The organism is Pedobacter riviphilus, assembly GCF_014692875.1.
Lineage (GTDB): Bacteria > Bacteroidota > Bacteroidia > Sphingobacteriales > Sphingobacteriaceae > Pedobacter > Pedobacter riviphilus.
Genome location: NZ_CP061171.1, coordinates 4,101,662 through 4,125,958, shown reverse-complemented (window position 1 = coordinate 4,125,958; position 24,297 = coordinate 4,101,662). Strand labels below are relative to the sequence as shown.

Below are 24,297 nucleotides of genomic sequence, written 5' to 3'. Positions count from 1 at the left end.
GCAGGTTTAGCTTTATGGAGAGTAACGATACCCATCTTATCGGATTAATTAAAAGCGGTAATAAACAGGCTTTCGACGAAGTGTTTTTGAAGCATTTCAAAAGCCTGCATGCCTATGCTTTTACCATAATTAAAGAAAAAGATGATGCTGAAGAGATCGTTCAAAACGTGTTTGTGCGCATATGGACAAAAAGAGCGCAACTTAAAACAGATGGGTTTTTAAAATCATTTCTCTACCGTTCGGTGCATAACGAAAGCCTAAATTATTTGAAACATCAAAAAGTAAGATCAAATTTTAACATTCATTATGCCGATGCTGTGAAAAACGATATAGGAAACTTAAATACAGAGATTGTGGCTACAGAACTGGAAAAAAATATCCATTCGGCAATAAACGAGCTGCCCGAAAAATGCAGAAATGTATTTCAGTTGAGCAGGTTCGACCAGATGAAATATCAGGAAATCGCCGATGCACTAAATATTTCTATCAAAACGGTAGAAAACCAGATGGGGAAGCCTTAAAGATTTTGCGCCTTAGGGTAGTAGATTTTCTGATCCTCATTTTTATTTTATTGAAATAAGCTTATGAATAAAAATTATACAAATATTAATGATGATTTACTGGCAAAATACTTGCTCGGAGAAGCTACTGTGCCCGAAATTGAGCAGGTTGAAGCTTGGGCAGCATCAAATCTGGATAACCGCAAGCAACTAGAAGATTTTAAGACAATACTGGAGAAAAGCAAACTTCAGATCGATCCTGAAATTGACGAACAGCAGGCTTTAGCACGATTAAATGCTCGTTTAGAAACCGAAAAAAAAACAATCAGCAATACATTTATTTTACGTTGGGTGGCTGTGGTATTTATATTTTTTAGTGCCGGCTTATTTTTCTACAACAATTTAATCGGTAATAAAATAAATGTAAATAGTGGAGAAAGCACTTTAACACAAGCGCTGCCTGATGGTTCTACCGCAATACTGAATAAACAATCTGCACTTTCTTTTGTAGGTGGATTTTTTAATAAAACCCGTGACGTGAAATTAAAAGGAGAGGCTTTTTTTAAGGTCAGTGCCGACAAATCGAAGCCTTTTATCATCAGCGTTAACGATGTTCAGGTAACTGTTGTAGGTACGGCGTTTAATGTGAAAAGTAACGGAAAAGATGTTGTAGTAATTGTAGAAAGCGGGATCGTTAAGGTAAACAATCAAAATGATAGTGTACGTTTAACTGCTGGAGAGCGGGTAGAAGTTAGTGAAGATCAACGGCATTTATCTAAGGGAGAAAATCAGGGCAAACTGTACAATTACTATTATTCGAATGAATTGGTTTGCGATGGAACGCCGCTTAACGATCTTGTGGCTGTACTTAATGAAAAATTTAAATCCAATATTGTTATTGTAAATCCTGCATTAAAGTCGCTTCCAATCAGTACAACATTTAAAAACGAATCGCTTAAAGAAATCCTGAATGTAATTGCCGAAACTTTTAAGATTAAGGTAGAATACGGACAGGGTATAATTAAACTTAAGTAAAAACCAATGCGTACGCTCAAAATCACTGTTATTTTTCTCCTTTTTTTCAGTTCCAACATAAAAGCACAATCCAATTTATCCAGAAATATCTCCCTCAATATCGAGCAGCAAAAACTAGGTTCAGTATTGGCGATGATAGAGGAGAGAGGCGGATTCAGATTTTCTTACAACAGTAATATATTACCTGTAGACAGTTTAATCAGTATTCACGAAAACAACTTAAATATTGCCGAAACGCTCGATAAAATATTAAATCATAAGTTCGAATACCGCCAATCTGGTAATTTTGTGATTATCAGGTATGCGCCGCTCGAACTGGTTTTGTTGGTTAACGAATCGGTTGGTAACCCCGAGCATTATACCATTACGGGCCAGGTGGTAGATAAACAGACCAATAAACCAATCCGAGATGCTAGTATTTACGAGCGAAATCTGTTGGTTTCCGAAATATCGGATGGGAACGGTTATTTTTTGATGCGGTTAAAAAACATCACACAGCCTATATCGTTAACGGTAAGTAAAGAAAATTATAAGTCTACTGTTACTCATTTCCTGGCTGAAGTGAACATTACCAATAGAAAGGAAGACTCTGACGAAAGATTTTTGAGTGGCAATTTGGGCGATGTAGAAAGGACCTGGTTGGGTAATACTTTGGTTACGGCACAACAGAAAATCCAGTCGATTAATATCGGTGGTTTTATCTCTAAAGCCCCGTTTCAGTTTTCGCTTATTCCTAGTTTAAACTCACATGGCTCATTGAGCGGTCAGGTAGTGAACAAATTTTCGCTTAATGTTATTGGCGCTTATAGCGCAGGGGTAGATGGGGGTGAAATTGGTTTTATTTTCAATATCAACAAAAGCAATGTGCAGTATTTCCAGTTTGCCGGAGCTTTTAACCTGGTTGGGGGAAATGTACGCGGAGCACAGATAGCTGGCTTTTTTAATGATGTAATAGGCGATGTCCAGGCCGCTCAGATTGCTTTAGCTTATAACCGTGTAGGCAAGAGTTTTGAAGGCTTTCAGATAGGTGGGATTTATAACAAAGTGAATCAGGATTTCAGGGGGATGCAGGTGTCATTAGGTTTAAATGATATTGGCAAAAACTTTAATGGCTTTCAGATTGGGACGCTAAACCTTATCCCTGAAAAACAGGAAGGCGTTCAAATTGGGCTTGCCAGCAATATCGTGAACGGAGAATCGCATGGTATGCAGATTGCCGGAATAGTCAACTTGAATAAAGAATCTAATGGATTAAATATAGCAGGACTCGGAAATTATACTGCAAATACCGCAAGTGGATTACAAACAGGTGCAATCAATTACGCTAAAAATTTAAAAGGTGTTCAGCTTGGAGTTTTTAATATTTCAAATCAAAATGATGGCTATTCAATTGGGCTCATTAATGTTGCATTAAAGGGCTATCACAAATTTAGTGTTGGTACCAATGAAAGTACCACTTACAACTTTACCTACAAAGGAGGTAGTAAACGTTTGTACAATATGCTGATGTTCGGTATGAACAAAAAATCTGTCGAAAAAATATACACCGGTGGACTGGGTTTTGGAAAAGAAATGAAATTGTTCAATAGTGTTTCCTTAAATCCCGAAATCAGCTGCCAATTTGTATACCAAGGCAGCTGGGATTATATTAATCTGCTAAACAAATTTGAACTCCCGATAAACATCAGGTTAAATAAATGGCTGGCCATTCAGGGTGGCCCATCGGTTAATGTGTACCATACCAAACAAAATACGAAAATTGGTGATTTTGGACTATTGCAGGAAAAACATAAAGATTTCACGTTCAACGATTCGAGATATACAGGATGGCTAGGATGGAATGTGGGCTTGGTGGTTTTATAAAAATAGCCTTGGGTTTAAACCCAAGGCTATGAATGATGTTTATTCTGTTTTAAGTTAGGCCCCTGAACCCCAAACTGCCAACTCATTAGTGGTCAAACTCACCAATATTTTTTGCGGATTCTTCATCAGATACCAGTTTCCTTACTTTCTTTTTGTCTAACCATAATACCAGTGCTGGCAATAAAGTTAAATTGAAAATTAAAGCCACCAATAGGGTTATGGATAGGAGCAGGCCAAGTACTACCGTTCCTCCGAAAGTAGAGGCGGTAAATATTCCGAAGCCGAAGAATAAGATTAAAGCGATATGTGTCATGCTCACGCCTGTTTCGGTAATGGTATCGGTAATTACTTTTGGTACACTGAAATTGGTCAGGTTTAATTCCTGCTGATAACGCGTTAAGAAATAAATGGTCTGATCGGACGCTAAACCAAAGGCGATGGTAAAAATTAATATAGTAGAAGGTTTTAAGGAGATTCCAAAATAACCCATAATCCCTGCGGTAATAATTAAAGGAACAATGTTGGGCAATAGCGAAATAAACATGATGCCCAAACTCTTAAACTGTGCTAGTCTTAAAAGAGAGATTAATACAATAGCAAGTGCAATGCTTTCTACTAAATGCCTTAACATATAATCAGTCCCTTTCGAGAAGATAATGCTCGAGCCAGTAAGTTCTACATCAAATTTAGATGGAGGTAAGATACTATCGATACGCGGTTTTAACTCGGCCATTATAGCGTCTAAACGTTTCGAGCCAACATCAGCCATTTGAAAACTGATCCTCGTACTTTGATTTCCTTTGCTGATAAAGTTGGTTAACAAACTTGCATTTCCTTTGCCGCCATTGGCAATATAGGCCAAAATAAAATTCTTTTCTAAATTATCCGGCAAACGGAAAAAGGTAGAATCGTTATTGTAGAAGGCTTGAGTAGCATATTTTAAGCCCATGTTTACCGAAATAGAACGCGAAAACTCAGGATAGGAAGAAATCATCTTTTCCAGCTTCTCCATTCTTTTCAGATTGGTTAAATTGAAAACACCATTCTTTTTCTTGGTATCTACGCTTACTTCTAAGGGTAAAATGCCCTCAAAATTTTTCTCAAAGAACTTTAAATCCGTTAAAATCTCCGAGTTTTTAGGTAGGTCATCAACCACATAACCATTAACATTAATTTTCATCACACCAATAAAGGCAATGATGGATATGATAATCGTTCCGATATAAATCAATCCACTTTTATGCTGCACCAGCGTATCGGTTTTGACTAATAATTTATGCAAAAAGCCTTCTTCAACGTGGTTTTGTGCCTTAAGTTTGGGCGCTGGTAAGTAGCTAAAAATAATCGGGATCAGACATAAACACATTAACCAGGTAACCATTACGTTAATAGAGGCTACACTACCAAATTGCATCAAAAGTTCACTTCCGGTAAAATATAATACCCCAAATCCGATAGCCGCAGTAATGTTCGCAATCAGCGTGGTAATAGCAATCCGTTCGATGGTTATGCTTAAAGCTTTTTGTTTATCGCCATGCTTTCTGAGCTCATTCTGATATTTATTTAGCAACAAAATACTGTTTGGAATACCGATAATTACAATAAGTGGTGGAATCAGCCCTGTTAAAATAGTAAGTTCGAAACCAAACAGTACCAATGTGCCAATACTCCAGATTACCCCCATTACTACCACTAAAATAGGAAAGAACACCGCATAGAATTTCTTGAAGAAAAACAATAAGATCAGGGCAGAAACCAATATTGATAAACCTAAGAACAACACAAACTCGTTACTCACCAGTTTACTTACAGCAGTGCGGATATAAGGTAGGCCCGAAATATGCACCTGAATTTTTGTAGTCGTTTGAAAAGCCTTTGCCTTTGCCTCAATCTCTTTTAAAATAGGGTTACGCTCAGCAGTATTTAAGATTTTGGTATCAAAAGTAATGGCCATTAAGGTAGCATTCTGACGGTTGTAAACCAGCCCCTCAAAAAAAGGATTGCTATAAATGGTGTTCTTAATCGAATCCATCTCAGTATTGGTTTTAACCAGGCCACCAGGTAACGGTTTTAAAATAAATTTTTGGTTTACAGTATCTTTTTCCAGTTGAAAAATCCTTCCTGAAGATAAAACCTGCTTAATGCCTTTTAATTTCTGGATCTCGTTCGAAAGCTGAACCCATTGGTTGTAAACTTCTTTTTTAAAAATATCAGGCGATTGTATCCCTAACACCATCGCACTTCCATCTTCCCCGAAAGTTTTTTTAAAGGCATTGTATTTGATGAAAGCGCTATCGGTAACAGGCAGGATTTTACTCCCGGTGTAGGAGAGTTTTACATTTTTGGCCTGATAAGCCATAAAAATTGTTCCTAATACGAAAAATACGATGATTGCGATACGGTTCTGAAGAATAAATCTCGATAGCTTAACCCACATGTGCAGCTTAGTTTTAATAATATTAATGGCAAAACTAATCTTATTTGTAAAACGTGATTACTTTTTGCACAATTAAATTTGCACAAATAACATACTTTTGAAAAAATTGTTTTGATTGGATGTTGCACAAAGTTAGGGGCATAGTTTTAAAGACTACAAACTACAGCGAAAGCAGTGTGGTGGTGCAGGTGCTTACTGATAAATTTGGTATGCAGTCTTACCTCATTAATGGTGTTAAAAAGCCAAAGGCGAAGATTAAGATGAATATGCTGCAATCGCTCCATTTGTTGGATATGGTAGTTTATCATAAAGCAAATACCAACATTCAAAGGGTATCTGAAGTTAGGCAAACGCCAGTTTTTAAAAGTATCCCATATGATATGATTAAAACCAGTATCGTTATTTTTTTAAATGAGGTACTGTATAAAAGTATCAGGCAACAATCGGCCGATGAGCATCTATTCGATTATATTTTTAATTCTATCGCCTGGTTTGATGAAGTTGAAGAGATCAATCCGAATTTTCACCTGTCGTTTTTATTGAAACTTACCCGGTTTTTAGGTTTTTCTCCTAATGAGAAAAGAAGAAATGATCAGATTTATTTCGATCTGCAGGAGGGAGAGTTTACCTCCAGACTGCCCATTCATTCCAATTACCTTCAATTGGAAGATGCTATCGGGTTTATTTCGCTTTTTCATACACCACTCGAAAAAATTTCCGAAATAAAAATGAGCAATACACAGCGCCGGTTTTTGTTAGATAAGGTGTTGGTATTCTATACCTTACACACTGCCTCATTCGGGGTAGTACAATCGCATAAAATCCTCGAAACTTTGTTAAGTTGAAAAAAAAGAAAAAAAGATTTGCAGAACAGTTTTATAGCGCTATATTTGCATTCCCAAACGGAGGATGGGGCATTAAGTTTGACAAATATAAAAAGGGAAATTAGCTCAGCTGGTTCAGAGCACCTCGTTTACACCGAGGGGGTCGGGGGTTCGAACCCTCATTTCCCACCAAGCCTTTCAGGAAACTGAAGGGCTTTTTTATCAAACTTACATATACAAAGAAGGGAAATTAGCTCAGCTGGTTCAGAGCACCTCGTTTACACCGAGGGGGTCGGGGGTTCGAACCCCTCATTTCCCACCAAGTCTTTCAATTTATTGGAAGACTTTTTTTATATCCAAAAAATTAACTCGGTTTGTTTACGAGTGCTAAGTTACGCATGGAGCGTTGTTCAGATTGTGGTCATTTCCTACTCAAAGCCAATAGTTCAATATACATTCACCTCTTATTTGCAATGCTGGGTTTAACAGATAGCTATCCAACCAGAGGATAAAATGGATTAAACATGTTATCTAGGCTCCCATAACTCAATTTTATTGCCTTCTGCATCCATAATATGGACAAATTTTCCAAAATCATAAGTGGCAACTTCATCGAGTATGGTTACACCGTTTTCTTTAAGTTTCTCCAATAGCGCCTCAAGATTTTGAACACGATAATTGATCATGAATTCCTTTTTTGATGGCGAAAAATATTCATCCCCTTTTTTAAACGGACTCCACTGCAAGGTTTCAACTTCATCAGGGTTGTTGATATTCCTGGAGTCAAAACTCACTGATCCCCATGCGTTAACTTCTACCCCTAAGTTTTTCGCATACCAGTCTTTTGTTTCTTTTGGATTGTCTGAGAAAAAGAAAATGCCACCAATCCCTGTTACTTTTGGGGTGGTATCGGCAGTTGAAGTTGAGTTTTTTAAATCTTCCATATCGTTGTTAGCTTTTTGAATTATAAATTTAACCAATTGGCAATAGCTATTTATTAATCGCTTTTGTTGTTAACTCTAAGATAATAGAAAATCAACTTTATTATTTACCTTATTCAATTATATATCCGAAATTGCCTGTCGATAAACAGTAGCAAATGTTGGGTAAAATGATCAGGTTCGTTTTTTTTGGAAACTACTTCGTGGGTATTCTGGCTGTTGCCCTAACACTCGAAGCTACCTTCCAACTAAGGCTACCATTTAATTCATTAAATTACTACCTATTGCTTTTTCTGGCACCAACCATCTATTATACTTACGCCTACAATAAAGTTTCTACTGCACCATCCTCAACCAATCCCCGCAATCAATGGTATTTCAAGCATAAGCAATTTATCAATTGGAGCCAGGCAATACTTTTTGTAAGCTGTATGCTGTTGGCTATTAATCTCCTCTACCAAAACTTTCAGCATATTCTGGCCCTTCCGCTTAGTTATTGGATAGCGATATTGATTATCATCACTGCAGGAGGGTTATACTACGGTTTATTGCCCAGGTCTTTCCTCAAATTTAATCTTCGGAATACGGGCTGGTTAAAAGCTTTTGTAATCGGTTTCGTATGGGCCTGTTGTGCCAATGTGTTACCGCTAATTATGCTTAAAATTGAGACAGGAGTGGGTTACCATGATTCTGTATTGTGGACTTGGCTATTTATTAAAAATTGGATGTTCTGCACGGTTAATGCAATCATTTTTGATATTAAAGATTACCCAACCGATGCGAATAAACATTTAAGAACCTTTGTTGTACGTTATGGTTTGCGCAGAACAATCTTCAGTATCCTCATTCCATTGCTGATTATAGGTTTAGTTTCTTTAGGTATATTTGCCAGTTACAAAGGATTTGGAGTGCCACAGGTTTTATTTAATGTGTTGCCATTCATCCTGACCATTTACGTGGCCTATTCCATGCACCGCAGAAAAAATATCCTTTATTATCTGATGGTAATTGATGGATTGATCCTGTTTAAGGCCATCTGTGGAATAATCGGGATGCAGTTTGTACAGTAGGTTGAAAGATCTAAGCAAATTTTATATTTGAAAGCCCTGTCTTGATACCTAATTCTGAATACTTGATACTCAATACCCGATACTATGCTTAACAACTACGATAAAATAGCCAATCATTACGATACTTTAAGTCGTTTGGTGTTTTTTAAATCCCAGGTTAATGCACAGATCAATCAACTCCCGTACATTCAGGAAAATAGCCGTGTACTAATTGTAGGTGGTGGAACCGGGTGGATCTTGGAAGAACTCGCGAAGATTTATACCAATGGCTTAAAGATCGTTTATGTAGAAATATCTGCTAAAATGATTGCGCTTTCTCAAAAACGAAACTATAAAGACAACCAGGTCGAATTTATGAATGTTGGCATAGAGAATTTTAAAACTGACATGTTATTTGATATAATTTTAACACCTTTTCTATTCGATAATTTTGCTGAGCAACGTGCTGCAAAGGTGTTTAGACAGTTAAATGAATATTTAAAGAAAAACGGACTATGGTTTCTGGTCGATTTTTCGCTCAATAAAGTCAATGGAAACTGGTGGAAGAGACTGATGCTCGGATTGATGTATAGCTTTTTTAAATTGCTGGGTATTGTAGAGGCAGATAAACTGATCGATATGCCCCCTTATTTTTTCAAAGCTAATTATCAGATTGTTGAGGAAAGGCTCTATTATAGCGGTTTTATCAAGGCAACAATCTTCAGGAAATAAAAATGACTTTATTTTAATGCAATAATGTTGCGTTTGATGATTCGTTTTAGATCTTTGCATGAAAAGATTTAGATATGGATTTTGATGTAATCATAATTGGTGGGAGCTACGCTGGTTTATCTGCTGCTTTAGCTTTGAGTAGGGCGACCAGAAATGTTTTGGTAATCGACGCTGGTAAGCCATGCAACAAGCAGACCCCACATTCACATAATTTTTTAACGCACGATGGCGATAAACCTGCCGATATTGCTAAAGCTGCGAAGGTAGAAGTGCTGAAATACCCAACAGTCAGATTTTTAGAAGGAAAAGCTATTTTGGCCAGGCAAATAGATGGAGGTTTTAGTATTGGCGTAGAAAATGGAGAAAATTTTACTGCACGGAAAATATTGTTAGCCACTGGTTTAAAAGATGTATTGCCTAATATTAAGGGTTTAGCTGATTGTTGGGCCATTTCTGCAATACACTGTCCTTATTGCCATGGCTACGAGGTGAAGAATGAAAAAATAGGCCTGTTAATGAATGGTGATTATGCGTTTGAGATGGCCAAAAATTTACATCTTTGGAATAAAGACTTAACGATTTTAACTAATGGTAAATCGCAGTTAAGTGCCGAACAGACTGAAAAACTGCGATCTAAATCCATCATCATTATAGAAGATGAAGTTGTTGAACTACTGCACAACAATGGTTATCTCGACCATGTTGTTTTTAAAAATGGTGAAAAAATAGCCTTAAAGGCGATATACGTTAAATCGGATGTTGAACAACATTACAACTTCAACGAGCAACTTGGATTTGAATTAACAGATTTAAAAACAATAAAAGTAGATGAGCAGCAGCAAAGCACTGCCAAAGGCGTTTATGCCGCAGGAGATTGTGCAACCTTATTCAGGTCGCTATCTATCGTAACAGCTGCAGGAACAATGGCTGCAGTGGTCATGAATAAGGAAATGATTTCTGAAGATTTTTGATCAATCATCGGAAATTTAAAATAAGATCGCACCAACAATAGTAGCAATAAATATAGCTGCAATCACAATTCTATCGGCCGTGATCCATTGCGCTCTAGTAAGTGGTGTAACACTTTTTTTTATCGTTTCTGCTTTGTGCCTGGAAAGCCTGAAAACGGATGTGTCTAATTTAATAAGCATAGAGATGAGTTTAATAAGGTTAATTTTCTTAAGACAAATCCCAAGCCAAAAATCAAGAAAAATGTTGAATTGTTAATAACTTACATTTTTCTGTTATTCAACTGATATTTATAAGTTTATCAATACAATTGAGAGGAGAAACAGATGGTTAAGCTGTCTAGAAAATCAAACAGCTTAATCATGCTATGTATGTAATAATGAGTTTATTACCTGTTATTCTGCCTTATCTTTCAGTGCTTTTAATTTGCTATTCTTTTTACCGTACCAAAAGTAAATGGCTAAGCCAATAATTAACCATATGGCCAGCCTCAACCAGGTTTCCCAAGGTAGGAATACCATCATGGCAATACAGGTTAAAATGCCTAAAATAGGGATTAATGGTACGAAAGGAACTTTAAATGGGCGTTTAGCTTCGGGATTTGTTTTTCTTAAGATCAAGATGCCAATACAAACCATTAAAAAAGCCAACAATGTACCAATGCTTGTCATTTCGCCGACCACATTCATGGGGACAAATGCCGCAAAAAGTCCAATAAATACACAAAGTATAATGTTCGATTTGTACGGCGTTTTAAATTTTGCGTGTACATCAGAAAACATCTTTGGCAGTAGGCCATCCTTACTAATGGAGTAGAACATTCGCGACTGTGCCATTAAATCAATTAAAATTACTGAAGTATAACCGATCAAAATAGCCAGAATAATAGCCTGACTTAACCAGGCGTAAGGTGTTTTTTCGATGGCAATGGCTACCGGGGCACCGCTGTTGGCAAATTCTTTATAATTGGCAAGGCCCGTCATTACATGCCCAAACAGCCCAAATAAAACCGTACAAACCACCAACGATCCAATAATACCGATTGGTAAATCTCTCGCTGGATTCTTTGTTTCCTGTGCCGAAGCCGCTACGGCATCGAAGCCTATAAATACAAAAAACACTAAACCCGCACCACGTAGAACACCACTCCATCCAAACTGACCAAACGTTCCGGTATTTTCGGGGATGTATGGATGGTAGTTTGCCGGATCGATATATTGCCAGCCCAGCGCAATAAAAACCAATACCACACCAACTTTAAGAAATACAATAATTCCATTTACAATGGCTGATCCTTTGGTACCACGGATCAATATGGCGGTCATTAATACCACCACCAATGCTGCGGGGATGTTAATAATACCATTAACGGTTGAGCCATCGGCAAGTTTAGCAGTTTCGAAAGGGGATAAGGTTAATTGCGGAGGGAGATAAATATGCAAGCTGGCTAAAAACTTGGTTAAATACTGTGACCAGCTAATGGCGACAGTAGCACAGCCTACAGAATATTCCAATACTAAATCCCAGCCTATAATCCAGGCGAAAAGTTCGCCCATGGTTGCATAAGAATAGGTATAGGCACTGCCCGCAACCGGAATCATGGATGCAAATTCAGCGTAACATAGGGCCGCAAAACCACAGCCCAATGCCGCGATTACAAAAGATAATGTAACTGCTGGCCCAGAGTGATTGGCCGCTGCCAAGCCTGTAATCGAAAATAAACCTGCACCAAGCGTTAGGCCTACGCCAATTAAAATAAGATTGATAGGGCCTAAAGTTCTTTTGAGCGTTCCTTCGCCGCTTTCGTTTGCCTCAGCAACAATGCTGGCAATAGATTTTTTCATGAAAATAAGTTAAGACGCTGCAAAATTATTAAAATATATTAAATCTATAGTATTTATATATTATAGAGGATAATATAAAGTTTAGGTATCGTGTGTACGGGCCGATTTCAAAAATCTAAACGGTTAGATGAATTTCTTCTTTTTAGGAAAACCACGTGCTGCTTTTCATGGGTACAGCAGTCCCGCTCTGTGGGGTTTATTTACAGGGGACTGTTCCAAAACCACAAATAGTAACACCAACCCGCTCCATCTTAAACCTGATAGAACCAAATAGCTCCCGATTTTATTGAATATTTTATATTTAAAAGGTATCTAAATCGGGACTATAGGTGATAGCAGGACTGTAGGAACCGAAGCATTACAAAGCCTTGCTTTTCTAAAAAAAACATTAAAAATTTTCAGCTTTTAAGGAATTATTTCCTAAACACAAAATTTTATTTAAAATTATCTCATTGATAATCATTGATTTACAAATTTACTTTGATTTATTTTAGTACTATGTATTGCATGGTAGTATATAAAACATATATCTTTGTTATATGATAGCAGAAAATACGCAAACACAAATGCGGAAGGGAATTCTGGAATACTGTGTTTTATCAATCATCTCGCGGGGCGAAATATATGCTTCGGATATTATTGCCGAATTAAGGACGGCAAAGCTATTGGTGGTTGAGGGCACACTATATCCATTATTAACAAGGCTTAAAAACAACGGTTTGTTAAGCTACAACTGGGTAGAATCTACCTCAGGCCCGCCGCGTAAATATTATACCTTAACCGAAGATGGTCGGGGCATTTTATCTCAACTAGATCAAACCTGGCAGGAGCTGGCTTATGCTGTAGGTATTTCACAAAAAGGAGCCAATTCATAATCATTAGTAAAAAGGAAATGGAAAAGACCATCATCATCAATATAGGAAACACGATTATTCACATTGAAGAAAGTGCTTACGAGCTCTTAAAGGCTTACCTAAACGAAGTAAAGCAATATTTTGCCAACCATGCAGACGACCTTGAAATTGTAACGGATATTGAAAACCGGATTGCCGAACTATTAACCGAGCAATTGGAAGAGCAGAAAAAACAAGTGGTAGATTCGGCCAACGTAAATTCTGTTATTGCGCAAATGGGAAAGGTAAAGGATTTTGATACAGTAGAAGAAGGTGAAGAAGAGCCTGTAATCAATAATACTTATCAGCACCAGTATGCCGAGAAAAAATTATACCGCGATATGGACGACCGCGTAGTAGCAGGCGTTTGTGCAGGTATAGCACATTATGTAAACGCCGATCCAAAATGGATCAGGGTGGCAACGGTGCTTACTTTTTTCTTAGGTGGATCGGGTATTTTAGTGTATGCCTTACTTTGGATCATCATGCCGAAGGCCAAATCGCGTATTGAGCGTATGGAAATGAAAGGCGAGCCGGCCAACCTTCAGGGTTTTCAAAAGAACCTGGATGAAGAATTGCTGGCAGTTAAGGAGCGTTTGGGGGAAGTAAATAAACATGCGCAACCGATATTTGCCCGACTAGGTAATTTTATCGGTGAGTTTTTCGAATGGCTCGGCCGCTTTATATCGGGCACCGGAAAAGTAATTTTTAAAGTAATTGCAGGTGTTATCGTTGTATTTGGCGTACTCTTTTTACTGGCACTAATTACTGGCACAGCTATATTTCAAGGATTTTGGGATGCAAGTATTTATGAATATTTCCCATTCTCCATTGTTAATGAAGGCAATAGAGGGATCATTTTGTTTGGTGCATTTATTGTATGTTTTGTTCCGGTTTTGGCTTTGGTGTTATTCTCGATCAGGATTGCCTTTAACAAACAGACTACTAATAAAACACTTTCTTTCGCCCTGTTAATTATCTGGTTGGTAGGTGTAGCAGTAACAGGCTATCAGGTTGCAAAGATTTTATCAGAATTTAAGCAACATGCGGAGTTAACACAAACAACCGACCTGAAAGCTTATCCTGTGTACACCATCAATATCGATAAAAGTAAATATTTCAGTAAAGAGGATAGCGTGGCTTACCACATTGATGCGAACAACCGCCACCAGATTGTAGTTGATGATTTTGAAGACGGACCGTTTGTTTCGCCGAACCGTATCCGTATTGATATTAATAAAAGCGAAACTGGTGTTACCCGTTTAACACAGAAATATGAATCGCAGGGCAAAACCTTTCAAAGTGCCTTGCAAAATGCACAGAACATTAGCTACAATTATGTAATGAAAGATTCGGAACTGATTTTTAGTCCGAGGTTTCAATTGAGAAAGGGAGCCATCTGGCGAAACCAGGAAGTAAGGCTAAATCTTGAAATTCCGGTGGGTACAAAATTAATTTTAAAGCAGGATGCTTACCGTTACGTTAATAATTACTGGACCTGGGAATGTAACGACAGCGAAAATGACCATAACGATTCTAGTATATGGGTGATGACAGATGATGGTTTGAAATGTGTTGCAAAATTGAAAGAAGAGGCCCTAAAAAAGGAACAGTTAGAGCAAGAGTTACGTGATTTAGACCATTTGCACAAAGATAAACCTAATGATACCCTTTATCAGGATTCTGTTTCAAACCGGATTAAGGAAGTTAGAAAAGAGTTGGGTATTGAGCCTGAGCAATAATCCTGGCCGGCGAAGCCTAATCATTCCCATGCAAATTGGCATTAAGATTAGCTTCGCTGAACACTACGTGGTTCCTGCCTGCGCGGGAAAGACGATCACGTTGCTGTGAAAAAGCTGACAATCACTGATTTTATCTCCGTAAAAAATAACGCCTAAAAAAGAAGAAGCCATGAAAACATTATTTACGCTAATTGCATGCCTAATGGTGTGTGGGGCTTCTTTTGCCCAAAAATTAAATAAACTTACAGGGAAAATTATTGATGAAAAGACTGTTCCGGTGTCGTTTGCCATTGTTCGGGTTTTAAATTATCCTGATACCACAGTGATTAAAAGTGTATCGACCAATATTGAAGGGGAGTTTGCAATCGATCAGTTGAAAAGTGGTGAATATGTGTTATCGATCTCAATAGTGGGTTTTAAAAGTAAAAAGACTAATCACTTTGCGCTTAGCGAAGATTTGAAATTACCGGCCATTACGATCGAAAGTTTAAGCAAACAATTAAAAGAAGTGAGCGTTCAGGGCAAAAAACCTTTTATTGAACATCAGATTGATAAAATGGTACTTAATGTAGAGAACAGCATTATTGCAACAGGCGGTACGGCGCTCGAAATTTTAGAGAAGGCGCCTGGTGTACAGTTAGACAGGCAAAATGACCAGATTTTATTGAACAATAAATCGGGTGTAATGGTAATGATTGATGGAAAGAACAACTTTTTATCGAGTGCCGATTTAACGGTTTATCTAAATGGCTTAAGCAGCAGCCAGATTGCTACCATTGAAATTATCACTAACCCATCGGCTAAATATGATGCTGCTGGCAATGCTGGTATCATCAATATCAAACTAAAAAAGAATAAGGCATTTGGTACTAACGGAAGTGTTTCATCAACCTATCGTAATGCAATAAGGGCTAACTTACCCACCAATATTTACGGATCGGAGCTTAACTTCAACCTAAATCACCGTGTAGAAAAGTGGAATTTTTTCACCAATGCCAACGCTTCAAAAAACAATAATTTTTCAAATTTATTTTTAGAACGGAGCACCAATGCCAATGGTTTACAGAGTAACTTTAACCAGAATTTTCGGAAAATATATACAGGATCGCGGTTAGCCGCAAAACTCGGGGCCGATTATTACGCAGGTGAAAAAACAACCATTGGTATTATGCTTGATGGCAGTACGAATACACGTAAGTTGGATAATTTCTCTCAAACGTTTATAAACGAAATTAAGGGTGCGGTTGCCGGCAATAATTCGTTAATCCAATATTCGGATGCGAATACCCCAAACAAAAATTATAGTGCAAATTTTAATATCAGACATGATTTTAAAAAAGAAGGCGCAAGTTTAAACTTTGATGCCGATTACTCTGGCTTTGATTATTCGGGACTGGAAAATTTTAACACCAATTTTTACGATGATAAAGGTGCTGTTTATAATAATACAGTGATTAAAAATAATAGTAAAACAGTTATTGATATTTATGCTGCAAAAACTGATTTTACCTGGCCGATTTCGAAAACTGCAAAGATAGAAACCGGTTTGAAAAGTGCTTATGTTAAAACCAATAACGATTTTTTATCCTCGGCATTGGTCAATAATGAATGGCAAAATGTTGTAGGGCAAAGCAATAACTTTATTTATAAAGAAAACGTAAATGCAGCTTATGCCAATTTATCAAAAGATTGGGATAAGTGGCAAGTTCAGGCAGGTTTACGGGCAGAGTATACCCAATCTACAGGAACATCGGTAACCAATAATACATCGGTAAAACAGCATTATTTATCGTTATTTCCAACTGTTTTTGTTAGTCAGAAAATTTCGGAGAGCAGTAATTTACGTTATTCCTACGGCAGGAGGATAGATCGGCCAAATTACCAGCAATTAAATCCATTTAATTTTTATATGGATCCTTATACCATTGCGCAAGGAAACCCTTATTTAAAGCCTCAGTTTACCAATAATTTCGAAGTGAGCTATAATTATAAAAGTGGATTGTCATTTTCTTTAAGTTATTCAAAAACTAAAGATCTTATTTTAGACAGTAAAACTGCACAAAACGATAGCACCAGGATTGTTACGGTTGGACAGGGCAATATAGGCAGCGGACAATATTATACAGCAGGCTTATATTTTCCGCTTACCATTGCTAAATGGTGGAGCCTTCAAAACAATTTTAATCTTTTTTATAATAAATTTAAAGACGATAACCTGGAAGGAGCCCCTTTTACATTGAGTAAAGTAATGTACAATTTTAACATTAACAGTTCTATAACTTTACCCGATAACTGGACTTTAGAAACCAATTTCTGGCTAAATTCGCCGCGTGTGCGCGGGATAGAACGCACCATAATTTACCAAAAGGCCTTAAATATGGGCGTACAAAAAAGTTTCTTAAACAAAGCTTTAAAACTTAGATTAAATGTTGATGATATCTTCCAAAGCAACTACTGGAAAGGAACGCTCGACTATCAGAATGTGAATTTAAGGGTGCAGAACAATTATATCAGCAGAAGAGCGACATTCAGCATCAGTTATAGTTTTGGTAACCAGAATTTAAAATCAAACCAGGATAGGAAAACAGCGGCTGATGATGTGAAGGGAAGAGCTGGGGGGTAGTTTTTTAGTCCTTAGCCTAAAGCCATCAGCTTAGAGTCCAGGGGCTGAGCTTGGAGGAAGAAGTTCCGGGAAGACTGTGCCTTGCGATAACAGATTTGTCTCAGTATTAAAAATAGAACACCTAAAAAGAAGAAACCATGAAAACATTACTTACGCTAGTTGCATGCTTAATAGCATGTGGGGCTTCTTTTGCCCAAAAATTAAATACATTGACGGGGAAAATCGTCGATGAAAAAACTGTTCCGGTATCGTTTGCCATTGTTCGGGTTTTAAATTATCCTGATACCACGGTGGTTAAAAGTGTATCCACCAATATCGAAGGTACTTTTACAATCGACCAGTTAAAAAGTGGCGAGTATATACTGTCGATCTCGATTGTTGGTTTTAAAAGTAAAAAGACGGATCACCTTTCAGTCAATGGTGATTTAAAATTGCCGACCATCACCATCGAAAGTTTAAGCAAACAATTACAAGAAGTGAGCATTCAGGGCAAAAAACCTTTTATTGAACATCAGATTGATAAGACGGTACTGAATGTAGAAAATAGCATTATAGCAACTGGAGGAACAGCTTTAGAAGTATTGGAGAAAGCCCCAGGCGTGCAGATCGACCGCCAAAACGATAAGATTAAACTGAATAACAAAAGCGGTGTAATGGTAATGATTGATGGAAAATCGAATTTCCTCTCTGGTGCTGATGTTACCACTTTGTTGAGTAATATGAGCAGCGATCAGATTGCTACTATCGAACTCATTACCAATCCATCTGCCAAGTACGATGCTGCCGGAAATGCCGGGATCATCAACATCAAACTAAAACGTAATAAGGCTTATGGTACTAATGGTACAGTTTCATTAAACACCGGGCAGGGTATTATGCCCGATTCGCCCAGCGATTTATTCCGCGCTGGTGTAAACCTGAACTTAAACCACAGACAGGGGAAATGGAATATTTTCGGTAATGGTGCTGTGGCACGCAAGGCCCAGTTTAACAATACCTTTTTAACCCGTACCACCTTATCTGAAGGTTTGGCCAGTACACTTACGCAAAATTTCGACCGCAAAAATAAAGGGGTCGGTTTTCAGGGAAAATTAGGCGCAGATTATTATGCTTCTGAGAAAACCGTTTTTGGGGTAATGTTAGATGCCAATACGGTAAATACCAGGCTGACGAACTTTAGCAATACCAATATCAATGCGGTGCAAAATGGTGCTTCTAATCTGAGTTATATTTTGCAGGATGCCAATTCGAGCTCTCCTGTAGGTAATTTAACGGCAAACTTTAACATTAAACACGATTTCGATAAAAAAGGCAAGGGCCTTACTTTCGATGTAGATTATTCGGGTTTCAGCAATAAAAAAGATGAAAATTTTTTAGCCAATTATTTAAATGCAGGTGGCAGTTCGACCAACAAAACCAGTTTAAGAAATAATACGGATGCCGAGATTAACGTGTATGCCGCCAGAACGGATTTCACTTTGCCAATTTCTAAAACAATGAAGATTGAAACCGGTTTAAAAAGCAGCTACGTAGTTACGAAGAACGATTTTATTTCTGAGCAGTTGATTGGTGGGGTGTGGCAAAATGATCTGGGTAAATCGAACAATTTTGTGTACAAAGAAAATATTAACGCCATTTATGGTAGTTTCTCTAAAGAATGGAAGGTGTGGCAGATTCAGCTGGGCTTAAGGGCAGAACATACACACTCTAATGGCACTTCTGTAACTGACCAGAAAGAAGTAGACCGTAATTACCTTTCGGTATTCCCAACTGTTTTTGTAAACCAAAAGATCAGTGAAAACCATAACATCCGTTACTCTTATGGCAGAAGGGTAGACCGTCCGAATTATCAACAGCTTAATCCATTTGTATTTTATATGGATCCTTTGGCGGTTGATCAGGGAAATCCTTATCTGAAGCCTCAGTTTACTGATAATTATCAGATCAGTTACAGTTATAAACAAGCTTCTTTGTCGTTGAGCTATTCGAATACCCGTGATATGATTACACAAATTAGTAAGCAGGATGATGCTACCCGGGTGATCAGTGTAATCCGCCAGAACCTGGGTCGTTTCCAGAACTATTCTGCCGACTTGTATTTTCCGGTAAAGATCGCGAAGTGGTGGAACCTGCAGAACAATGTAAGCGTTTATTACAGCAAATTTAATGACGGTAACATCGAAGGAGCTGCTTATAATGCAGGTAAAGCTGCGGTAAATATTTTTACTTCTAATTCTTTTACCCTGCCTCAAAATTTTAGTATCGAAATTAGTGCATGGCTAAACTCACCAAGGGTTTCAGGAGTAGAACAAACCACCATTTATCAAGGTGCTTTAAATGCCGGAATCCAGAAAACTTTAATGGATAAAAAGCTTAAATTGCGTTTAAACATGGATGATATTTTACTCACCAACCATTGGGAAGGGAAACTGGTTTATCAGAACATTAATATGAACGTAGTGAACCGTTACACCAGCCGAAGGGCAAATTTCAGCATCAGCTACAATTTCGGAAACCAGAATGTGAAATCGGCCCGTTCCAGGAATACAGCTACCGATGATATTAAAGGTAGAGCAGGGGGCTAGTTTTTTAGTCCTCAGTCTAGAGTCAGAAGTCCGAGGTCTGGGTGGTAAATCCCCAATTATAACCAGTTTAAATAGTTAACCATTTCAAACAATTAACCAAAAAACAATGAAAAATATAGTATACAGTATCGCGATTTTATTTACCACTTTAGGTTATGGATGCCATAATAGTGGCGGTTATTTATCAATAAGTGCTACAGATACCAATAGCGACTTCAAATTTGAAGCAAAGTACGCCGAAGATAAAACAGGCAAGCTGGAAAAATACCTGGACAGTGCTTTAAGCAATGAACTACCACTGGATCAGAATATTGATCTATTTGTGAACTTAAATGGCAGCGATAAGTTTAACCTTAAGGCCAAAAAAGGCTGGTTAGTGATCGACTTTGATAAACGGAACAGTTCTTTGGCAGGTTATATGAAAGTGAAAAAACTTACGGAAGGGATTAAGCAGAAATTAACGGAATAATCGTGTTTTAACCGCAAAGATCACAGAGAGAAGACGCAGAGCGTGCAAAGCTGGATGGTTTTCTACTACGCTCATCCTGACAATTTATAAAGAAATATCTGCGGATATCTGTGTGATCTGCGGGAAATGATTAAGATGTTCTTGGTTTTTCTCCCGCAGATTTAGGGTGATGGGCGCAGAGGTTAAAGGCGATGGTTATTTCTGAGCAGGTGGGAACCCTGTAGTGTTCAGCGAAGCTAATGTTAGTTTTAGTTGTTTCAGTGCGCTTCCATGGCTTTTTAACCGCAAAGTACACAAAGAGAAAGTCGCAGAGGACGCAAAGTTGGAGAGCAGAACAAAAGTTGTGATGTTGTCTTTGTTATATTAGTAAATCACAAAAAAATCATCTATTAATGCCCCATTCAAGGCAAAAACCAATCTGTAATAACCTATTTTATTTCCATCCTGATCGATTTGGCTTTTGAAAGCAATCGCATCTCCATCAAGCAGTTCAAAATCAAGTTTTTCGATTTCTATAGAAATATTCTTGTTACTAATGTCTAAATCTGCACACGTATTTTGATCCAATAATGAGCTGAAAGATTTGATGAAGGTATCAGATACATTGTAGTTTTCTATGAAATTTTTTATTTGCGGGTCGTTCATGATATTATTTCTATTCATTACAAGTCAAAAGTTTTATTGCTAACCCCCTAAACTTTATATGTATATCTACTGATGCATTTATAAAACTTAGAATATACATGTCTTCGGATTTGCTATCCCTTTCTAATTGTACCTCATCCGTATCAAATTCAAATGTCCTATTATCTTCGTTCATGAAATCGATCTGATAGTTAGTTACATGCGTTAAAATTAATTCGTAAAAATGCTCGTTTACTTCATGTTCTTTTTCTGTTGGTTTTAATAACATTACTTTTAATTCAACCTTACTCTCTATCCCTTCATCTTCAATGGATGTGTCGATTGTAGAATAATATTGAATTGTTTCAATCGAAACAAGATTTAACAAAAATATAGGGTTTAAAATTGCTTCAATTTTGGACATTGGTTTTTCGTGATCTATCTCCATTTATTTACATGCTCTACTTTACTTTGAAACTGTGCTGCCAATGATTTTATTCTTGATTGTAAGATCAATTTTCTGCCTTCGATGCTACGGGTAAATATTAAATCGCAAGCACCTACACATAGTTCCCATTGATATTTAAAGTGTTCGGCCAGGTTTTTATTTCTTCCAATAACCTCTGGTACAGCATGATAATCTTTCTGCTTTACAAACAGCATAAATTTGTTTTTTCTGATAATTACGTAACGTGGATTATCAATAGGTGCAATTACTTCTTGTAGTGCATTAATAAAAGTCGATTTTTCGAAAGTGGTTCCGCCTGCTAGATGGCAGAAAATGGCACCATATTGGTCTATCTCACTTTGCACATAAATTTGTGAAGTATCGGTTTGGATTACTCCTGCCTTAATTAATGCACTCAAAAGTGCTTGTCCAATTTGATAAATATCTTTTGAAATGTCGCGGTACTTAATATAAAGTGTTAGGGTTTTGTAGGTTAGCCGACCGAATATGAGCATCCCTATAGTACCAATAATGCCTAGCAGAGTGTACAAATCATGTGACGATTTGAAATACCTACCTCCTCTAAGAAGGATTTCCAGGCTTTGCAGCCCAAACCCAGCCAAACCCGAGCCCAAAGTAGCCAAAAGGTTGGCAATTGTTTTATTCAGGTACATGGCTTTAACTTCTTGGTATTCTTGTTCTTCCCGAAATGGGATTTTAATTTCTTCAACAAGATTTAAGCCCACTTCGAGCGCAGTCTTCCAACGTTGTTTTAAATTTTCTCTATCGGCAGCATAGGCAAACATTTCTATATTCTTTTTCTCTGCTTCTGCTACCTGGCTAATGTTTTCGGATAAATTTAATCTGTTCACCCCGTTTTCAATACCCGGTTCCTGTTTAAAGGAAACGCCAACGAAACTTTTAAAGCGCCTTTTTAAGAGAGCGAAGTCATCTCCTCCTGTTTTGGCTGTGGGATCGATTGTAACCAGATGCCAGATATTTCCGGTCTTACCCATATTTCCATTTTGTGTTCTGATGGCTCTGCCGCGCATCTGATTGGAAGAAACAAAAGAGCCAACAAAGCTCGCTAATATTAATGAATTGATGGCTGGGGCATCCCATCCTTCACCGAGTAAAGATTTTGTTCCGATCAATACTTCAATTTCTCCTCCCTCAAAAATTTCGGTTACGAGGTGGATCAAGGCATTTTTAATCTGTTCTGTTTGCTCAATAATGATATAATCATGATCGAAAGGAACAGGAGATAAGCTGATTTTTGTAATACCCAGTTTAACTGCTTTTGCTTCGAATGCTTTACATGCGGTTCTTGGTATAATTACCATCGAACCGGTAAGCACACCTATTTTTTATTGGTTGTGTTTTCGCGTCTTAGTTTTTCGAAAATAGGAATTACACCCATTTTGGTTAATTCGAGCTGATTCTCTGTTGAGTTGATATAGAATTCTTTGCGGATATAATCAGATAGGATGACCATTCTTAAATGATGGCCTAAGTGCTTAAACTCGAAATCTACAATGCTGCTAATTCCACTGAGTTTGCTTATGCTTGAAGTTAAAAAGCTTGTAATCCGTTTATTGTTAGAGAAATTGATCTGTCTTTTCTCCATAGCACCACATCGCCTCAACTTTGATTCCAGTTGCTTCCGATGTTCGTCGAATGCCTTGAAACGTTCCTTTTCCTGAAATAAATAGAAATCTAAAAGTGTTTCCAGCCAATTGTAATCCAATGGTGGGATTTCTAATTTTTGATCGCCCACCACTTTGATATGGAGCTGATGGATTTCCCTGCCATTGGCATGAAGAAAAATTAAACAGGCCGAATAGCAAGAAAGATTAGTATAGATCCATTCGAGATGTTCGGTTGGATGTACCCAGATGGGATGATCTTCGATGGCTTTTATAAGCGTTTCATCATGCTTAATTTCATGAAACAGCAATTCGATATCTGCCCTGAATTTGATGATGTTTTCATTTTCTGCCGCGGTTGGAAAGGTAAAATGGACATAGTCCTGATGTGGGCATAAGTCGCCCTCAATCACCAATTCGGGTACTGATATTTCGGCATCAACCGGACCATTAAATTCGATATAGCGTAACCATTCAGTTGGTGTAACATCGTACGGTGGCGTGGCGGTTAAGCCAACAATAATTGGATCGAGTTTTTCTTTTACTTTGGTTAAGGTTTGCCACCACTCATTTTTTAAGTGATGGGCTTCATCCACTACGATCGTGTTAATGTTCTGCAATTTTAATCTCTTTACTATATTATCAAGATTAGGATTAGATGATTTTATCGTTTCTTCCTCTTCTTCTTCATCAATTTCTTCTTCCTGCACAGGTAAATTGTTACAGGCCGCATGGAGACCCTGGAAAGTAACCACAGTCATAAATTTGGGGTTCCTGATATCTTTCGAAATCCAGTCTGGCACGGTTTCAACCTGAAGAAAAAGATCACAGAAACGTTGTATCCATTGGTTTCGTATGGCAATGGTAGGGGCGAGGATCAATGTTGGTTTGTTTAAGCGGATAGCTACTTCGAGCCCCAAAACCGTTTTACCCGAACCCGGTGGCGCAATAATATGTAGGTGCCGATTGGCAATGTAATCATCTAATTGATCGAGAACCCGTTGCTGATACTTTCGCCAACTGGATATAAATTTTATTTCTTCAGGATAGGAGGTCAATTTTTAAACGGATTA

The 24,297-nt window shown here is 37.6% G+C and carries 20 protein-coding genes and 2 tRNA genes; 14 read left to right on the top strand and 8 right to left on the bottom strand.

What is annotated here, in order from left to right:
- The first annotated feature begins 14 nt into the window (after window positions 1-14).
- The 3 genes from H9N25_RS16925 to H9N25_RS16915 all read left to right on the top strand — a co-directional run bounded on the left by H9N25_RS16925 (window position 15) and on the right by H9N25_RS16915 (window position 3,398).
- On the top strand, window positions 15-521 hold the full coding sequence (locus H9N25_RS16925; RefSeq protein ID WP_223833422.1) for an RNA polymerase sigma factor: 507 nt from the start codon (window positions 15-17) through the stop codon (window positions 519-521).
- Window positions 522-584: 63 nt separating this feature from the next.
- A complete protein-coding gene (locus H9N25_RS16920) occupies window positions 585-1,535 on the top strand; it encodes a FecR family protein (RefSeq protein WP_190326636.1) in 951 nt (316 codons plus the stop codon).
- A 6-nt stretch (window positions 1,536-1,541) separates the two neighbouring features.
- Window positions 1,542-3,398, top strand: a complete 1,857-nt coding sequence (locus tag H9N25_RS16915) for an STN and carboxypeptidase regulatory-like domain-containing protein (protein WP_190326635.1) — start codon at window positions 1,542-1,544, stop codon at window positions 3,396-3,398.
- Between the two features lie 85 nt (window positions 3,399-3,483).
- Here H9N25_RS16915 and H9N25_RS16910 read toward each other — a convergent pair whose 3' ends face one another.
- Entirely contained in the window at window positions 3,484-5,835 is a 2,352-nt protein-coding gene (locus H9N25_RS16910; RefSeq protein ID WP_223833421.1) for an efflux RND transporter permease subunit, read from the bottom strand.
- 119 nt (window positions 5,836-5,954) lie between these two features.
- Between H9N25_RS16910 and recO the strand changes: the two genes are divergently transcribed.
- The 3 genes from recO (at window position 5,955) to H9N25_RS16895 (ending at window position 6,981) form a co-directional block, all read left to right on the top strand.
- The gene (gene recO / locus H9N25_RS16905; protein ID WP_167297088.1) at window positions 5,955-6,680 is read left to right on the top strand and encodes a DNA repair protein RecO; all 726 of its coding nucleotides are present in this window, start codon (window positions 5,955-5,957) and stop codon (window positions 6,678-6,680) included.
- Window positions 6,681-6,774: 94 nt separating this feature from the next.
- A tRNA-Val gene (locus H9N25_RS16900) sits at window positions 6,775-6,851 on the top strand.
- Between the two features lie 52 nt (window positions 6,852-6,903).
- Window positions 6,904-6,981 (top strand) — tRNA-Val (locus H9N25_RS16895).
- Between the two features lie 205 nt (window positions 6,982-7,186).
- Here H9N25_RS16895 and H9N25_RS16890 read toward each other — a convergent pair.
- Window positions 7,187-7,603: a VOC family protein gene (locus H9N25_RS16890; protein ID WP_190326634.1), complete on the bottom strand. Its 417-nt coding sequence runs from the start codon at window positions 7,601-7,603 to the stop codon at window positions 7,187-7,189.
- Window positions 7,604-7,770: 167 nt separating this feature from the next.
- Here H9N25_RS16890 and H9N25_RS16885 point away from each other — a divergent pair, with 167 nt between their 5' ends.
- From H9N25_RS16885 to H9N25_RS16875, 3 genes are all read left to right on the top strand, one after another.
- The gene (locus H9N25_RS16885; RefSeq protein ID WP_223833420.1) at window positions 7,771-8,670 is read left to right on the top strand and encodes a UbiA prenyltransferase family protein; all 900 of its coding nucleotides are present in this window, start codon (window positions 7,771-7,773) and stop codon (window positions 8,668-8,670) included.
- 84 nt (window positions 8,671-8,754) lie between these two features.
- Entirely contained in the window at window positions 8,755-9,381 is a 627-nt protein-coding gene (locus H9N25_RS16880) for a class I SAM-dependent methyltransferase (protein WP_190326633.1), read from the top strand.
- Window positions 9,382-9,455: 74 nt separating this feature from the next.
- On the top strand, window positions 9,456-10,352 hold the full coding sequence (locus H9N25_RS16875) for an NAD(P)/FAD-dependent oxidoreductase (RefSeq protein WP_190326632.1): 897 nt from the start codon (window positions 9,456-9,458) through the stop codon (window positions 10,350-10,352).
- Between the two features lie 15 nt (window positions 10,353-10,367).
- Here the strand turns inward: H9N25_RS16875 and H9N25_RS16870 are convergent, their stop codons facing one another.
- Window positions 10,368-10,532, bottom strand: a complete 165-nt coding sequence (locus H9N25_RS16870; protein WP_167297083.1) for a hypothetical protein — start codon at window positions 10,530-10,532, stop codon at window positions 10,368-10,370.
- Window positions 10,533-10,745: 213 nt separating this feature from the next.
- Complete coding sequence (locus H9N25_RS16865) at window positions 10,746-12,194, bottom strand: amino acid permease (protein WP_190326631.1); 1,449 nt, start codon at window positions 12,192-12,194, stop codon at window positions 10,746-10,748.
- A 539-nt stretch (window positions 12,195-12,733) separates the two neighbouring features.
- Here H9N25_RS16865 and H9N25_RS16860 point away from each other — a divergent pair.
- From H9N25_RS16860 to H9N25_RS16840, 5 genes are all read left to right on the top strand, one after another.
- Window positions 12,734-13,069 carry a PadR family transcriptional regulator gene (locus H9N25_RS16860; RefSeq protein WP_029275299.1) on the top strand — a complete coding sequence of 112 codons (336 nt, stop codon included), beginning with the start codon at window positions 12,734-12,736 and terminating at the stop codon, window positions 13,067-13,069.
- Between the two features lie 17 nt (window positions 13,070-13,086).
- Window positions 13,087-14,829 carry a PspC domain-containing protein gene (locus H9N25_RS16855; RefSeq protein WP_190326630.1) on the top strand — a complete coding sequence of 581 codons (1,743 nt, stop codon included), beginning with the start codon at window positions 13,087-13,089 and terminating at the stop codon, window positions 14,827-14,829.
- Window positions 14,830-14,998: 169 nt separating this feature from the next.
- Complete coding sequence (locus tag H9N25_RS16850; protein WP_190326629.1) at window positions 14,999-17,452, top strand: outer membrane beta-barrel family protein; 2,454 nt, start codon at window positions 14,999-15,001, stop codon at window positions 17,450-17,452.
- A gap of 137 nt (window positions 17,453-17,589) precedes the next feature.
- Complete coding sequence (locus tag H9N25_RS16845) at window positions 17,590-20,037, top strand: outer membrane beta-barrel family protein (RefSeq protein ID WP_190326628.1); 2,448 nt, start codon at window positions 17,590-17,592, stop codon at window positions 20,035-20,037.
- A 106-nt stretch (window positions 20,038-20,143) separates the two neighbouring features.
- Window positions 20,144-20,506, top strand: coding sequence for a hypothetical protein (locus tag H9N25_RS16840; protein WP_190326627.1), 363 nt, complete (start codon window positions 20,144-20,146; stop codon window positions 20,504-20,506).
- A gap of 363 nt (window positions 20,507-20,869) precedes the next feature.
- Here the strand turns inward: H9N25_RS16840 and H9N25_RS16835 are convergent, their stop codons facing one another.
- The 4 genes from H9N25_RS16835 to H9N25_RS24675 are packed head-to-tail and all read right to left on the bottom strand — an operon-like array spanning window position 20,870 to window position 24,282.
- A complete protein-coding gene (locus H9N25_RS16835) occupies window positions 20,870-21,169 on the bottom strand; it encodes a hypothetical protein (RefSeq protein WP_190326626.1) in 300 nt (99 codons plus the stop codon).
- A complete protein-coding gene (locus H9N25_RS16830) occupies window positions 21,162-21,578 on the bottom strand; it encodes a hypothetical protein (RefSeq protein ID WP_190326625.1) in 417 nt (138 codons plus the stop codon). The genes H9N25_RS16835 and H9N25_RS16830 overlap by 8 nt, the downstream gene beginning before the upstream one ends.
- On the bottom strand, window positions 21,569-22,921 hold the full coding sequence (locus H9N25_RS24680; RefSeq protein WP_223833419.1) for a DEAD/DEAH box helicase: 1,353 nt from the start codon (window positions 22,919-22,921) through the stop codon (window positions 21,569-21,571). The genes H9N25_RS16830 and H9N25_RS24680 overlap by 10 nt, the downstream gene beginning before the upstream one ends.
- Before the next feature lie 17 nt (window positions 22,922-22,938).
- Complete coding sequence (locus tag H9N25_RS24675) at window positions 22,939-24,282, bottom strand: DEAD/DEAH box helicase (protein ID WP_223833418.1); 1,344 nt, start codon at window positions 24,280-24,282, stop codon at window positions 22,939-22,941.
- Between the last annotated feature and the right edge of the window lie 15 nt (window positions 24,283-24,297).